This is a genomic window from Streptomyces sp. NPDC058653 (assembly GCF_042716895.1).
In the GTDB taxonomy this organism is placed as follows: domain Bacteria; phylum Actinomycetota; class Actinomycetes; order Streptomycetales; family Streptomycetaceae; genus Streptomyces.
Map to the genome: position 1 here is coordinate 282015 of NZ_JBHXRM010000002.1, position 14713 is coordinate 296727.

13 protein-coding genes are annotated in these 14713 nt (G+C 72.1%); 8 read left to right on the forward strand and 5 right to left on the reverse strand.

The genetic code is table 11. The features are described from left to right. Window positions 1-81: 81 nt before the first annotated feature. On the forward strand, window positions 82-1875 hold the full coding sequence (locus tag ACFWU9_RS02980; RefSeq protein WP_384314236.1) for a hypothetical protein: 1794 nt from the start codon (window positions 82-84) through the stop codon (window positions 1873-1875). A gap of 170 nt (window positions 1876-2045) precedes the next feature. On the opposite strand, the gene ACFWU9_RS02985 is transcribed toward ACFWU9_RS02980, so the two are convergent. Further along, a complete protein-coding gene (locus tag ACFWU9_RS02985; protein ID WP_384314238.1) occupies window positions 2046-3347 on the reverse strand; it encodes an ABC transporter substrate-binding protein in 1302 nt (433 codons plus the stop codon). 175 nt (window positions 3348-3522) lie between these two features. On the opposite strand from ACFWU9_RS02985, the gene ACFWU9_RS02990 reads away from it, so the two are divergent. Together ACFWU9_RS02990 and purU are read left to right on the forward strand one after the other, a co-directional pair. Beyond that, a complete protein-coding gene (locus ACFWU9_RS02990; RefSeq protein WP_384314417.1) occupies window positions 3523-3969 on the forward strand; it encodes a hypothetical protein in 447 nt (148 codons plus the stop codon). A 166-nt stretch (window positions 3970-4135) separates the two neighbouring features. Further along, complete coding sequence (gene purU, locus ACFWU9_RS02995; RefSeq protein WP_384314240.1) at window positions 4136-5035, forward strand: formyltetrahydrofolate deformylase; 900 nt, start codon at window positions 4136-4138, stop codon at window positions 5033-5035. A gap of 72 nt (window positions 5036-5107) precedes the next feature. On the opposite strand, the gene ACFWU9_RS03000 is transcribed toward purU, so the two are convergent. Both ACFWU9_RS03000 and ACFWU9_RS03005 read right to left on the reverse strand, forming a co-directional pair. Next, the gene (locus tag ACFWU9_RS03000) at window positions 5108-6688 is read right to left on the reverse strand and encodes a maleylpyruvate isomerase N-terminal domain-containing protein (protein ID WP_384314242.1); all 1581 of its coding nucleotides are present in this window, start codon (window positions 6686-6688) and stop codon (window positions 5108-5110) included. Further along, the gene (locus ACFWU9_RS03005; RefSeq protein ID WP_384314244.1) at window positions 6685-7266 is read right to left on the reverse strand and encodes a sigma-70 family RNA polymerase sigma factor; all 582 of its coding nucleotides are present in this window, start codon (window positions 7264-7266) and stop codon (window positions 6685-6687) included. Before ACFWU9_RS03005 ends, ACFWU9_RS03000 begins: the two co-directional genes overlap by 4 nt. Before the next feature lie 277 nt (window positions 7267-7543). On the opposite strand from ACFWU9_RS03005, the gene ACFWU9_RS03010 reads away from it, so the two are divergent. From ACFWU9_RS03010 to ACFWU9_RS03020, 3 genes are all read left to right on the forward strand, one after another. Next, entirely contained in the window at window positions 7544-7918 is a 375-nt protein-coding gene (locus ACFWU9_RS03010; RefSeq protein ID WP_384314245.1) for an STAS domain-containing protein, read from the forward strand. A 67-nt stretch (window positions 7919-7985) separates the two neighbouring features. Further along, window positions 7986-8498 carry an EF-hand domain-containing protein gene (locus ACFWU9_RS03015; RefSeq protein WP_384314247.1) on the forward strand — a complete coding sequence of 171 codons (513 nt, stop codon included), beginning with the start codon at window positions 7986-7988 and terminating at the stop codon, window positions 8496-8498. A 492-nt stretch (window positions 8499-8990) separates the two neighbouring features. Then, window positions 8991-9566, forward strand: coding sequence for an ATP-binding protein (locus tag ACFWU9_RS03020; protein ID WP_384314249.1), 576 nt, complete (start codon window positions 8991-8993; stop codon window positions 9564-9566). Here ACFWU9_RS03020 and ACFWU9_RS03025 read toward each other — a convergent pair. Beyond that, window positions 9553-10644: a GlxA family transcriptional regulator gene (locus ACFWU9_RS03025; RefSeq protein WP_384314251.1), complete on the reverse strand. Its 1092-nt coding sequence runs from the start codon at window positions 10642-10644 to the stop codon at window positions 9553-9555. The two genes, ACFWU9_RS03020 and ACFWU9_RS03025, sit on opposite strands and share 14 nt — an antisense overlap. Before the next feature lie 249 nt (window positions 10645-10893). On the opposite strand from ACFWU9_RS03025, the gene ACFWU9_RS03030 reads away from it, so the two are divergent. Both ACFWU9_RS03030 and ACFWU9_RS03035 read left to right on the forward strand, forming a co-directional pair. After that, window positions 10894-12096: an MFS transporter gene (locus ACFWU9_RS03030; RefSeq protein ID WP_384314253.1), complete on the forward strand. Its 1203-nt coding sequence runs from the start codon at window positions 10894-10896 to the stop codon at window positions 12094-12096. A gap of 107 nt (window positions 12097-12203) precedes the next feature. Then, window positions 12204-13538, forward strand: coding sequence for an MFS transporter (locus tag ACFWU9_RS03035; protein ID WP_384314256.1), 1335 nt, complete (start codon window positions 12204-12206; stop codon window positions 13536-13538). Here ACFWU9_RS03035 and ACFWU9_RS03040 read toward each other — a convergent pair. Further along, window positions 13525-14691, reverse strand: coding sequence for a flavin-containing monooxygenase (locus ACFWU9_RS03040; RefSeq protein WP_384314259.1), 1167 nt, complete (start codon window positions 14689-14691; stop codon window positions 13525-13527). The two genes, ACFWU9_RS03035 and ACFWU9_RS03040, sit on opposite strands and share 14 nt — an antisense overlap. Window positions 14692-14713 lie beyond the last annotated feature (22 nt).

The window sequence follows — 14713 nt, forward strand, 5'->3', positions numbered from 1 at the left end:
TGGTTCCAGGCGCGTGGCAGGGCCGCTGAAACACCCGGTAGCGTGAACTGACGATTCCGTAGGTCCACACTAGGAGTCCCGGTGACGCAAAGCGGACAAAGGGACGAGCCGCAGTCGCCTGCCGCTCGGCCCGCGCACGAAGGCATCGTGCTGCCCGCCGACGGCGGTCCCCCCTTGATCCCCGGCGCACCCCCGGCCGACCAGGTCGCGCCGGCGGGCGGGCAGCCGTGGGGGCAGCCCTGGGGGCCGGGTGCGGCACAGCCGCAGCCGGAGCCGCCCCAGCAGGACTCGGGTGCCTACGGGTCCTACGAGGAGCCGGGGGCGTACGGGGGCGGAGGCGGGGGCTACGGCTACCCGCAGCAGGCCCGGTCGCCTCAGCAACCGCAGCAACCTCACCAGCCGCAGCAGCCGGAGCAGCAGTACCAGCCGCCCCAGCAGCAGTCGTACCAGCAGCCCCCGCAGCCGCTGCCGCCCGCCCACCCGGGGCCCCTGCCACAGGCGTTGCCCCCGCAGCAGGAGCCCCCGGGGGCGTACGGGACGCAGGGAGCCGGCGGGTACGGCGCACAGCCCCTGCCGGCCGAGGCGCCCCCCGGCGGAGCCGCGGACGCGACGCAGTACATACCGCCGGTCCCCGCCGCGGGCGGTCCGGCCGACGCGACCCAGTACATACCGCCGGTGCCTCCCGGGGGCGGTCCCGCCGACGCCACGCAGTACATACCGCCGGTGCCGCAGTACCAGCAGGGCCAGAACCCCGGCGGGCTGCCGCCGGAGCGCCCCGCCGAATCCACCCAGTACCTCGGCGCCGCCCAGCCGGGCCGGCCCGCACAGGGCACCTCGGAGGCGGACGCGACGCAGTTCATCGCGCCCGTCCCGGTGGACCCCACCGACATCCCAGCCGTGCCCCCGGGCGCGCCGTACGGCATCAGGCCCGGCGCCCCCGGCGACCGTCAGCCGCCCGCCGAGTTCGACAGCCTCTTCCGCACGGAGACCCCCGGCGGCGGCGGTGCGGTGCCCGACGAGACCCAGCAGTTGCCGCACTTCGATCCCGCCGCGGCCCCGCCCCCGGGGCCGCGAGCCGGCGCGGGTCACGGCCGCAGGCGCGCCGCGCCGGGCCAGGGACAGCAGGGGAACTCCCAGCAGGGCCACGGACAGCAGGGCCACGGCCAGGGCGGCGCCCCGCCCCCGTACACACAGCCGGGCGCCCCGGGGGACCCCTCGGGCCCGCAGGGCCGGGCCGCCGGCCGCCGCAAGTCCTCACCGCTCCCGCTGATCGCCGCCGTCGTCGTCGGCTGCGCGGTCCTCGGTCTCGGGGCGGGCTGGCTGATGAGCGGGGACGACTCCGAGAAGCAGGACAAGAACCAGACGGTGTCGTCGGAGTCCTCGCCGTCCGGTCCGGACGGCGAGGCGGCCGGCGAGGACCCCGCCAAGCCGCAGGCCGAGGAGCTCGACAAGCTTCTCGCCGAGAGCAACGACAGCCGCTCGGCGGTGATCAGCGCGGTCGAGTCCATCAAGGGCTGCAAGAACCTGGACCAGGCCGTCACCGATCTCAAGGACGCGGCCGACCAGCGCCGCGACCTGGTCTCCCGGCTCAAGGAAGTGACCATCGACAAGCTGCCGCAGCACGGTCAACTGTCGAACTCGCTGACCGACGCCTGGCAGGCCTCCGCGTCGGCGGACGACCACTACGCGACGTGGGCGGCCGAGGCGAAGACCAAGAAGGGCTGCAAGGACGGCAAGGCCCGTACGACGAAGGCGGCGGCCGAGGGCAACCGCGCGAGCGGCGAGGCGACGGCGGCGAAGCAGAAGGCGTCGGGTCTGTGGAACGGCATCGCGTCCAAGTACGGCCTCACGGAGCGGGCCCCGACGGAGCTGTGACGGTGCGCGGCGAGTGCGTGGGACGCCGGGCGGGCGGACGCCCGTCCGGCGCCGGTGGCCCCGCGTGGGGCCACGCGCCCTCGTATCTCCCGGACCTGCCCGGACACGTCCGGGGGTGCGGCGCGGCGCCGTGCCGGACGCCGGGGTCCGTGAGGCTCGGCCGGAAGGGCTTACGCGCTGGTGTCGGCGTCGCTCAGGGTCCCGCGTACGTCCACGAAGCCCTTCCTCAGAGCGACCAGCTGGCCGTCGCGCACGACCTGGAACGTGACTTCGCTGTTCACGATGCGGGGGAAGCCGGGCAGCCCGAGCATGTCCTCGTAGCGCCAGCGCAGCGGCGGTGTGAGGCCGCCGGTGTCGACCTTCGCGCCCGTGTCCAGGGCGTGCGCGAGCGTCCCCGAGGAGATCGTGTCCCGGTCGATCGACTCGATGACCGACCTGAGGGCGGTGTAGGCGATCCAGGTGGTCTGGACGCCCGGGTCCGCCGGGTCGATGTCGGCGTCGCCGAACGCGTGCTTCCGCAGCACGTCGCGCATCGGCGCCCAGGCCGGGTCCGACGCCTGCGGGTACCAGCCGGTGACGTACGCGCCCTCGAAGAGGCCCTTCGAGCCGCCGGTACGGTCCACCAGCGGCTGGCCGACGCTGCCGAGGACCGAGGAGATACGGACGTTCCCGCCGTTCTCGGGAAGCCGCCGGTAGGAGTCGAAGAACGTTTCCGTGCGGTCGCCGAGCACCGCGGTGACGCAGCCGTCGGCGGCGTTCTCGCGGGCCTTCTCGGCGGAGGCGGTGTAGTCGGTGGCGTCCTCGGCGGCGCGCACGTCCGTCGCCTTCCCGCCCTCTCCCTCGCCCTTGTTCTTCTCGTTGGTCAGACCCGAGTTGAGCAGCTCCGGCATCGCGTCACCGGTGATCGTGTCGGGCCGGACGATGGAGACGCGTCCGCACTCCCCGCCGAGCTGCATGCCGTTCCCGGCCAGGAGCGCGGCCTGGCCGCCGTTGACCGGGTAGGAGACGAAGCTGGTGAACTCGCGCTCGGCTATGCCGTAGCCGCCGAGATACGGGATTCCGGCCGCCTCCAGCGGTGCCATGAAGGCGTTGCCGTGCTGGCTGTACGAACCGACGACGGCGGTCACGTTCTTGTCGGCGGCCAGGCGCGCGCAGTCCGCCGCGCCCGCCGAGGTGTTGCGCTCGTTGCACGTCAGCACGCGCAGCTCGTGGCCGTTGATCCCGCCCGCCGCGTTGACCCACCGCGCGTAGGCCTTGGCCATCGCCGGCATACCCGGCATGTTCGTCGCGGCGGTCCCCTCGGGCGCCCAGGTCATGACCGTGACAGGCTCCCTGGAGCCCCCCGAGCCTCCAGGGAGAACGCCACATCCTGTGACCACCGACGCCCCGGCCACCAGCGTGCACAGGGCACGGACCACTGGATTCCGGCGGAAGGGGCGGGGGAAGGGCGAGCGCTGCTGCCTACCGGTCATGTATCCGCACACTTCCGGCCTGTGGGTAACTGCCAGGTGGAGCTTGTCCAACCGCACATGACCGAGAGGTGAATTACGGGGGGCAATCGTGATCACTTCCGGACTGACCGTACGATCTTCTGTTGTGCAGCAAGGTTCGGACAACTCTTCCCGTCGTGGCCGTCGCTCCTCCACCATGGGCGGCATGCCGCTCAATGACATTCCCTGGTGGCGCTGGCGCAGCAATGTGCGCTCGGCGCTGCACATGCTTTCCGATCCCGTCTTCCACCAGGAGTACTGGCTGGCCGGCCGCGAGGGGTACGGCGACGTCACCGACGCCGTGTACCGGCTGGTCGAGGACACCTGGCTGGACAACTGGTCGGCCGAGAAATACGTCGGAACGATCTTCCGCGACTCCGGCGAGGCCGCGCTGGTCGACGTCGCCGTCCTGCGGGTGCTCCGGATCATGCACCAGGTCGGGCCGGACGCCCCGATCGCGGTGTATCTGGAGCACCACGGCTGGCCGGAGGCCGTACGGGCGGCGCGTGAGGCGCACGTCAGGCTCGCCGTGAACGACGGTGAGGACCCGGACGCGGTGCCGCGCTCGCTGGACGTGCTGCGGATCCTGACGCAGTCGGCCTGACGTCGTACGCGGCCGGACCCGCGGTCGTGGGCGCGCCGCGCGCGGTCGTACGCGGTCCCCGCCGGGACTCACGGCGCCCGCCCGGCGATGGGGGTCCGCCCGCTCCCTCGCGGCGGTTTCGGATGCCCCGTGCGGGTGAGGGTCCCGTGTGGAATCCTCGGGTTCCATGAGTGCCCCGCAGCAGCCCGAGGCCGTGTCCGACCGTACGGCCACCCTGTCCGACCAGTACGTCCTCACGCTCGCCTGTCCGGACAAACAGGGCATCGTGCATGCCGTGTCCAGCTTTCTGTTCATGACCGGATGCAACATCGAGGACAGCCAGCAGTTCGGCGACCGTGACAGCGGTCTCTTCTTCATGCGGGTCCACTTCTCGGCCGATACGCCGGTGACCGTGGAGAAGCTGCGCGCGAGCTTCGCCGCCGTCGGCGACTCCTTCCGGATGGACTGGGAGCTCCACCACGCCGGGGACCGGATGCGGATCATCCTGATGGTCAGCAAGTTCGGCCACTGCCTGAACGATCTGCTCTTCCGGTCGAGGACCGGCGCGCTGCCCGTGGACATCGCCGCCGTCGTCTCCAACCACACCGACTTCGCCGAGCTGGTCGCCTCCTACGACATCCCGTTCCACCACATCCCCGTCACCAGGGACACCAAGCCGGCGGCCGAGGCCCAGCTGCTGGAGCTGGTGCGCGCCGAGGACGTCGAGCTGGTCGTACTGGCCCGCTACATGCAGGTCGTCTCCGAGGATCTCTGCAAGCAGCTGAACGGCCGGATCATCAACATCCACCACTCCTTCCTGCCGAGCTTCAAGGGCGCGAAGCCGTACCACCAGGCCCATGCCAGGGGTGTGAAGCTGATCGGCGCGACCGCGCACTATGTGACGGCAGACCTCGACGAGGGCCCGATCATCGAGCAGGAGGTCGAGCGTGTCGGCCACGAGGTCACCCCGGAGCAGCTGGTGGCGATCGGCCGTGACGTGGAGTGCCAGGCGCTGGCCCGCGCGGTGAAATGGCATTCCGAGCACCGCATCCTGCTCAACGGCAGCCGTACGGTGATCTTCGCGTAGCCCGCCGCCGGAACCCCGCCCCGGCGGGGGAGCCGTCCGGCCCGGCACCGTGTGCCGGGACCCGCCCCGCAGCTACAGCCTGCTCAGCGACGCCGCCGCGGACAGGACGTCGCGGATCGCCTCGCGGTCGCCGTCCTGGCCCGCCGCCGCTTCCTCGGGCGAGATGTGGCCCGCCACGAGCTGGCAGAACTCGACGCCGTCCAGCGCCACTTGGGCCACCGCGAGCTCGGCGGTGCCGACCGCGGCCGGTGAGTCCAGCGCGATGTACCAGTCCCCGCCGCCCGCGCCCTCGACCTCCAGATGCAGCGAGCGCCCCGGCGAACCGGGCACGACCAACTGGCGGGCCGGTGACGCCAGGCCCGCCCGGCGGCGGGCCGCGAGGGCGGAGGGGATCAGCTGCGCGGCGAGGTCGATCATCACGCGCAGATGCGGACCGCTCGGCGGCGGATACGGGTAGTCCACCGCGGCCGCGATGTCCCAGCCGTGGATCCAGCACTCGAAGGCCCGGTCGATCAGCGCGTCACGCAACGGCAGGGCGAACTCGCCGTAGGAGACGGAGAGTTCGGCCACCCCGCGGCCCGCGAAGGAGACCGTCCTGATCAGTGTGTGGCTCTGGTCGCGCCACGGCTCGTGGATCGTGCGGGTGGGCGGCGGATGCGCCGTACGCCAGAACGCCTCGGTCCGGTCGGTCGGCGAGGCCGGCGCCGACGAGCCCAGCGGATCGTCCAGCCCCAGCGCCGACGCCACCAGCCCGTCGACGGTCATGAGATGGCCGATCACCCCGGCGACGGTGGCCCGGCGCGCGGTGGACTCCTCCTTCTCGAACCATCTGAGCTGGAGCGGCGCGTGCCACTCCGCGTCGCCGATGTCCCGCAGCAGCGCGTCGAGCCGGGCCGTCTCGGCGTCGTACGGGGTGGCCCAGACGGGCACGGGGATACGGGCGGCCCGGCGGTCCAGGCAGGTCTCCAGCACCCGGGAGCGGAGCAGCGGAGGGAGATCCAGATTGCGGTCGGCCTGCAACAGGCCGACGGCGTCACGGAGTTTGAGGGCCTCGTCGGCGCACGGCGCGCACTCGGTGAGGTGGTTCTCGACGTGGACCGTCTCTTCGGGCGAGCAGGCGGCCAGGGCCCAGGCGCCGAGCAGGGACTTCAGTACGGAGTGCGAGGGAGGCGGGCCGACGGGGTCCGCCGGCGGGCCGGGCGGCGGGTCGTTCGGGTGCCGGCCGCCCGTCATGTCCGGCTCCCGGGCCGGATCCGGCGGATGCGCGGGCTCGCTCGGTACGGACGGCTCGCCCGGCCCGGTCCGTCCACCCGGCCGGGCCCGCTCGCCCGGTCTGTCGGGGGCCGCGCCCGTAACGCCGTCGGCCCCCGGCCCAGCCGCGTCGCGCGCGTCGCCGTCCTTGCTGTCCTCGCCGTCCCCGTCGTTCGCCTCTGCCTCGTCGGTCTCGTACGCCTCATCCGGCTCTTCCCGTTCGCGGCTCTCCTTCGCCGCCCGAGCGGCGCGCGCGGCACTCTCGACGGCCCGGCGCAGGGCGTCCGCCGTGGGCGGTTCCAGATCGTCCGCGGCGGCGCGCTGGCCGGGTATGCGCGGGATGCCGCGCACGTCGTCGGGGTCGTCCGGGTTGCCCCGGCCGCCGTCGAGCGGCCCGGTCACAGCGACCGTCCGTTCCCGGGCGGCGAGGAGCCCTCCAGGGGGCGGGTGTTCGCCGACGAGAGCAGTTGCAGACCGAGCCGCAGCCGACGTCGCGCCTCGTCCTCGGTGACCCCGAGGTCGGCGGCGGTCTGCCGGTAGTCGCGGCGCTGGAAGTACGCCAGGTCCAGCGCGGCGCGCAGCGGCGCGGGCATGGAGGTCACGATGTAGTCGGCGCGTGCGGCGGCGGACGCCTCGCGGATCTTCTGCTCCAGCTCCTCCGCCGTGCCCTCGCCGCTGGCCCGACGGGCGGCCATCTCCAGCTGCCGCAGCCGGCGGACCGCCTGGTGGCGGGTGAGCGTGGCGATCCAGGACCGCATCGAGCCCTGCCGGGGGTCGAAGGACTCCGGGTTCTCCCACACGTAGCCGAAGACCTCGCGGGTGATCCGGTCGGCGGCCTCGTCGTCGTCGAGCACACGATGCGCGAGGCTGTGCACGAGGGAGGCGAAGCGGTCGTAGAGCTCGCCCAGCGCGGCGGCCTCACCCCGTGCCAGCCGCTGCTGCATTTTGCGGTCCCAGCGGGGCGGTGTGTCCTTCGCCATGAGACCCCCAGCCCTGTGACTGCTCCGTTACCCGAATCCCGAGCCGACCCCGCCTTTTTGAATGTACTGGCCAGTGTCATGGAAGTGCGCCCCTTTGCGTCAAGTGCGCCCCCGGAGGCCGTCCGAGATGATAAGGAATTTCCCCGGCAGGTGTCCGTTGTGTTTCATGAGAGGTCGGAGGGGCAGCCGCGAAGACGAAGGACGAATCTCCGGTGAAGGTCCGGAATCTGGGAATCCGCCGCCGGGTCCCCGGAACGGTGCGAGGGAAGGTCCAGGCGTGACGCTCAAGGTGGACAAGCACGAGCAGGGTCTGTGGACTGTGCTGCACATCACCGGAGAACTGGATCTCGTGACCTCGCCCGTGGTCCGCCAGCACGTCCACGACGCGGTCGCGGCGGGCCGCCGGGAGCTGGTGCTCGACCTGTCCGAGGTGTTCTTCTGCGACTCCAGCGGGGTCGGCGTACTCATCGCCTCCCGCAAGCTGATGCGCTCCTGCCAGGGCCGGCTCCATCTCATCCTGCCGGCCCACGGCGCGGAGGAGGGTTCGCACGTCAACCGCGTTCTCGCGGCTCTCGGTGTGCGCCGTCTCTTCGAGGTCTACTCGGACGTCTCGGACGCCATGGACGAGGAAGCACAGCCCCTGTCCGCGTAGGCCCCTGTTCACCGGACAGACGTGAAGCCATCACACGGTGGCCCCCCGGCGTCGTACGCTCCCCTTCATGGACAGCGCAGAGTACGAGGGCAAGATCGCCTCCCGGTTCGCCGCCTTCGACCAGGACGGCAACGGCTACATCGACCGCGAGGACTTCAGCGGAGCGGCAGCGGCACTGCTCGCGGAGTTCGGCGTCACGGCACGGTCCGACAAGGGACAGGCCCTCTACAACGGGGCCGAGGCCTTCTGGCAGGGCATGGCGGGCATCGCGGACGTCGACGGTGACCAGCGCGTCACCCGGCAGGAATTCATCACCGGCGCGGTGAAGAGGCTGCGCGACAGCCCCAAGCGCTTCGCCGAGATCGCCCGCCCCTTCCTGCACGCGGTGATCGCCATCGCCGACGAGGACGGCGACGGCGTGACACCCGCGGCGGCCGAGCGCGTGCTGCTCGTACTCGGCACGGAGCAGGCCGCGGCGGCGCGGGTCGCCCAGGGGCTGGACAGCGACGGGGACGGCCGGATCGCCGAGGAGGAGATCCTCACGGCCTTCGCCGACTACTACGTGACGCCGGAGCCGTAGGCCCCCGTCCGTCCCGGCGGAGCCGCGGCCCGGACCCGGGAATCCGGGCCGGCCGGTGCCGGGGAGAAGCCGTACCGGAGAGCGTCACTATGCGTGACCAGGCGCTCTTCGCACATGTCGATACCGGGTTGTGTCCTTCCCGCGACCCGTCACGGGCCGGAGTCGGCGACGGGCTCCGGTACGCTCGCTCGGGTGCGAGTTTCGGTGAGATGTGGCGGATCCGGTGTGGCCAATACGGCGACGCCGGACCGGCGAATGCCTGCCGATCGCGCCGTTCGAAGGCGCTCGACGCGCCCTTGTTCGACTCTCCGCAGAGCGCGTCGCACAGTATGCCTCACGCGTACTCCTTCGCGTTGGAATATGCCCGAAGCGCTTGTTGCGGTGACTGTACGTCAACCATGCTGTCCCACAAGGGAATCACGTTCTGTGACCTTGTCGTGGACCTTGTCGAGGCGCGAGGCGATGTGCCCGCCGGTTCGGATGGTGTGAGCGGTGCAGGTACTTCAGATGCAGTTGGAGGTCGGGGCGGATCCGGCGGAGGTCGGCCGGGCCCGACGGTGGGCCCGTTCGCGGCTCATCGGTTCCGGAATGAACGACGACGAGCCACTGGCGGAGACGCTGATCCTGCTGATCTCCGAGCTCGTCACCAACGCCGTGGTGCACACCGGCTGTCCGGCCGTGCTGCGGATGCTGTTCGGATCGGGGGCCGCCGAGGCCGGGACCGTACGGGTCGAGGTCGCCGACACCAGCGCACGACCACCCTGCCCCCGCCACGCCCTGGGCGAGGACACCAACGGGCGCGGACTGGAGCTGGTCGACGGGCTCGCCGACCGGTGGGGCTGGCAGCCGGAGGGCTCGGGCAAACGCATCTGGTGCGAGGTGGACCGCTGTGATCCGGGCGTGGGCGCCGGGTACGGGGCACCGCCGCCTGCGGCGACACGGACGCAGCCGCCCGCGCGGAACGGCGCGATCGCGCGTTACGCGGTCGATCTGCCGGTCGCGAACGGGCGTCCCGTGGACGTGGACCGACCCGCCGACGGCTCGTCGAAAGCCGTCACACAGGCCTGAGCGTCGCCGCCATCTCCGCTCCGGGCGCCTGCGGGCGCGGGCGCCCGCCGTCGGGGATCGCGCGGAACGTCCGGCGGTAGACGGTCGGCGCGACACCGAGCGCCGCCTGGAGATGCTGGCGCATGGACTGCGCCGTACCGAATCCCGCGTCCTTGGCGATCTGGTCGACGGACAGGTCCGTCGCCTCCAGCAGATACCGCGCCCGTTCGACCCGTTGCAGGACCAGCCACTGGCCGGGGCTGATCCCCGCCTCCTCGCGGAAGCGGCGCGTGAACGTCCGTACGGACATCGATTCCTGTTCCGCCATGTCCCGTAGCTGGATCGGTTCGTGGAGCCGGGCGAGCGCCCAGGCCCTGGCCTTCGTGGTGGTCGCCAACTGGGCTTCCGGGACCGGGCGTTTGATGTACTGGGCCTGGCCGCCGTCCCGGTGCGGCGGGACGACCGTGTGCCGGGCCACGTCGTTGGCGATCGCCGAGCCGTGGTCGCTGCGCACGATGTGCAGACAGAGATCGATCCCGGCGGCGACCCCGGCCGAGGTCAGGACGTCGCCGTCGTCGATGAAGAGCACATCCGCGTCGACCTTGATCCGGGGGAAGGTCCGCTGGAAGTGCGCGGCCGACGACCAGTGGGTCGAGGCGGGCCGGCCGTCCAGGAACCCGGCGGCGGCCAGGACGTAGCCGCCGGTGCAGATGGCGACGAGGCGGGTGCCGGGGCGCAAGTGTGCGAGCGCGGCGCCGAGTTCGTCGGTGAGACGGCCCGACTCGTAGACCTCGCCGAGCTGGTACGAGGAGGGGATCAGCACCGTGTCGGCGGTGGCGATCGCCTCCGGGCCGTTCTCCACGAGGATGTCGAAGTCCGCGTCGGTGCGGACGGGGCCCGGCGGGCGGACCGAGCAGGTGATCACCTCGTACAGCGGGGCACCCTCGGGACTCCTGGCGCGGCCGAAGATCCGCTGGGGGATGCCGAGTTCGAACGGGAGGACCCCGTCGAGCGCGAGGACCGCGACGCGGTGGCGCGGGCGGTCGCCGGCGCCCCGGGAACCGTTCCCCGAACCGCTCCCCGAACCGTTCTCCGTCATCGTCCCGCCCCTCCCGTGCCGTTGGTCCGCGCTGTCCGTCGTACGGAGCTGTCCGTCATACGGAAAACCCCTGGAGGTCCAGACCAGTCCTTGATATCTGTCGACCCTGTGACTGCTAAGCGTCCGAGGGACCCTGCCATTCCCGGCCCGACCGGGAAATCCGCCAGATCCACCTCCGGATCGGCCGGTGACCCGGACGGGACGCCCCTTTGGAACCGTAACTTCCGGCTCTTCTTCCTTGCCAGGACCGTGGCCCGCTTCGGCGACGGCATGGTGCCCGTCGCCCTCGCCGCCGGACTTCTCGACGCCGGACACGGGGCGTCGTCCGTCAGCTTCGCGCTCGGCGCGTGGATGGTCTGCTTCGCCGGATTCGTCCTCTTCGGCGGGGTGCTCGCCGACCGGTTCACCCCGCGCCGGATGATGGTTCTCGCCGATGTGACACGGCTGTTCGGGACGGCGGCCCTGGCGGTCCTCTTCGCCGGGGGAGCGCCGCCGCTCTGGCTCGTGTACGCGCTGAGCGCCGTCAACGGGCTCGGCGCCGCGCTCTTCCAGCCGGGCGTGGCGAGCATGCTGCCCGTGCTCTCGCCCGACGTCCAGCGCGGCAACGCGGTGCTGCGGGTCACCGAGTCCCTGGCGACGATGGCCGGCCCCGCGGCGGCGGGCGCGCTGGCCGGCTTCGGCGGCCCCGGCACGATCTTCGCGGTGAACGCGGCGACGTTCGGCATCAGCGGCGTCTGTCTCTTCCTGGTCCGGATGGAGACGATGAAGCCGGTGCGCGGGGACTCGATGCTCACCGAACTGATGGGCGGCTGGCGCGAGTTCCGGGCCCGGTCCTGGCTGTGGGGCGTGATCGCGGTCTGGTCGGTGTACGGCGTCACGGTGCTCGGGCCGATGGTCCCGCTGGAGGCGGTGGTGGTCACCGAGCGGTACAGCTCGACCATGTTCGGCCTGATGATGACCGTGCACGGCGCGGGCAATGTGGTGGGCGGGCTGCTGGCGCTGCGGGTGCGGCCCGCGAGACCGCTGTTCGCGGGGACGATCGCGCTGCTGGCGGTCGCCGCGAATCTGCTGGTACTGGCGTACGACGTCCCGCTCGGGCTGCTCGCGTCCGGGTTCTTCGTGGGCGGGGTGGCCCTGGCGTTCTGGCTGGTGATGTGGTCCACGACCGTCCAGACGATGATCCCGCCGGAGGCGCTGAACCGGCTGCACGCCTACGACGTGGCGGGCTCCCTGATCATGCTGGCGGTCGGCCGCGCGCTGGCCGGACCGGTGGCGGAGGCCGTCGGGATACGCGAGGTGCTGGTGGGCGGAGCGGTGGTGAACGTCCTGGTCTGCGCCGCGCTGTTCGCGGCCCGCCCGATCCGCGAACTGACCCGCGTCGAGCGGACGGGCCCGGTGCTGGAGAAGCACGTGGAGACCAAGGCGGAGAGCCCGGCCCCGGACAGGACCTAGAGCCTGCCGTAGGGCCTGTCGTCCGGATCTTGCCGCCTTCCACCGCATGGCCCGATCCTAGTGACCGCTGTCCTTCGGGCCGCTCGTGCGGGGCGTCCGGGCCGCGCATGCTTCTTGACGTGACACAGACAGCCGAGACGCCCGCCCAGGTCCCCTCCCCGCCTCCGCACCCCCGGCCCGGGCCCCGTATCCACCGGGCCTGGTTCGTCGCCGCCGTCACCTTCGTGACGATCATCGGCGCCGCCGCCTTCGCGTCGCTGCCCGGACTGCTCATCGACCCGCTGCACGCGGAGTTCGACTGGTCGCGCGGCGAGATCGGGTTCGCCGTCTCCGTCAACCTCGCGCTGTACGGGCTGACCGCCCCGTTCGCAGCGGCCCTGATGGACCGATTCGGGATACGCCGGGTCGTCGCCGTCGCGCTCACCGTCATCGCGACCGGCTCCGCCCTCACCGTCGTCATGACCGCCGCCTGGCAGATGGTCCTCTACTGGGGCGTCCTCGTCGGTCTCGGCACCGGCTCGATGGCCCTCGCCTTCGCCGCCACCGTCACCGACCGCTGGTTCGTCGCCCGGCGCGGGCTCGTCACCGGCATCCTCACCGCGGCGGGCGCCTCCGGCCAGCTGGTCTTCCTGCCGCTGCTCTCCTGGCTCGTGGAGAACCACGGCTGGCGCCCCGCCTCCATCACCGTCGCGATGTCCGCGCTCGTCGTCGTCCCCTTCGTCTGGCTGCTGCTGCGAGACCATCCGGCGGACGTGGGGCTTCCGGCGTACGGCTCCGAGGAGTTCAAGCCCAAGCCCGCCCCCGTCACCGGCGCGGCCCGGCGGGCCGTCACCGTCCTGTTCCAGGCCGCCCGCACCGGCCCCTTCTGGCTGCTCGCGGGGACGTTCGCGATCTGCGGCGCCTCCACGAACGGACTGATCAAGACCCACTTCATCCCCGCCGCGCACGACCACGGCATGCAGATCACGGCCGCCGCCTCGCTCCTCGCCGTGATCGGTGTTTTCGACATCATCGGCACGATCGCCTCCGGCTGGTTCACCGACCGCTTCGACGCGCGCCGGCTGCTCGCCGTCTACTACGCGCTGCGCGGCGTCTCGCTGCTCTTCCTGCCCATGCTGCTCGCCCCGGACGTCCGGCCGCCGATGCTGTTCTTCATCGTCTTCTACGGCCTGGACTGGGTCGCGACCGTCCCGCCGACGATCGCCCTGTGCCGTGAGTACTACGGCACCGACAGCGCGATCGTCTTCGGCTGGGTGCTCGCCTCGCACCAGGTCGGCGCGGGGGTCGTCGCGTTCGCGGGCGGTGTCGCGCGGGATGTCACCGGCTCGTACGACACCGTCTGGTACGCCTCCGGCGCCCTGTGCGCGGCGGCGGCGCTGATGGCGCTCCTGATCAGGAGCCGTACGAAGGCGGAGCCCGCCGAAGTCGTCAACGTCCCTTGACCGCCTGGGACTTGATCGCCTTCGCTATGCGCTCCGCGTCCATGGACAGCTCGCGCAGCATCCCGCTGATCGGGTTCGTGAATCCCGTGAAGTACAGCCCCGGCGCCCGCTCGGACGTCCGCCCGCCCCGTACGACCGGGAGCCCGCGGTCGTCGAGCACGCCGAGGTCGCCCACCAGGCCCTCCAGGGCGCGGCGGTAGCCGGTCGCCGCGATCACCGTGTCGGGCGAGATCCGCGAACCGTCCGCCAGCACCACCTTGTTGTCGTCGAACGACTCGACCGCCGCGACCGGCTCGACCCGCCCCTTGCGCACGGCGTCGATCAGCCCCACGTCCTGCACCGGGATCGCGCCCTCGCGCACCCGCGAGTACAGCCCGGTGCGGGGGCGTGGCAGCCCCTGGGCGGTGAGATCGGGCACCGAGATCCGGCACACGATGTCGCCCGCCCGGTCGACCAGCCGCGTCGGCAGCCGCCGTACCAGGATGCCGGTGCGCTGCGCGGGCCAGCCGAGGGTCGAGCGGCGCACGATGTGCGGGACGGTACGGATCGCGAGCCGTACGCGCGCCGCGCCGCCCTCCACCAGGTCGACCGCGATCTCCGCGCCGGTGTTGCCGACGCCGACGACCAGGACGTCCTTCCCCTTGTACGGGGCGGGGGCCCGGTATTCGCCGGCGTGCAGCAGCTCCCCGGTGTACGACTCCGCGCCCGGCCAGGACGGCAGCCGGGGCGTGTGGTTGTAGCCGGTGGCGACGACGACGGCGCTTCCGGTCAGCTCCCGGCCGCCGGTCCCGTGCAGCAGCCAGCTCGCGCCGTCCGAGGAGCGCTCGACGCCGGTGATCTCGACGCCCGTCACGATCTCCAGGCCGTGGAACTCCGCGTACTTCTCCAGATAGCGGACCATGTGGTCGCGCGAGACCCAGCGGCCGAAGGACCGCGGCATCGGGAGGCCCGGGAGCGCGGACAGCTTGCGGGTGGTGTGCAGATGGAGCCGGTCGTAGTGCCGGCGCCAGGAGGCCCCGACGGCCTCGGACTTCTCCAGTACGACGGCTCGTACGCCCTGGGCGCGCAGCGCCGCGGCGACGGCGAGACCGCCCGGGCCGCCGCCGACGACGTACACGGGACGGTCGTTGGTGAGGTCGATGTCGCTGGCCATGGAAGCTGAGCGTAATCGAGCG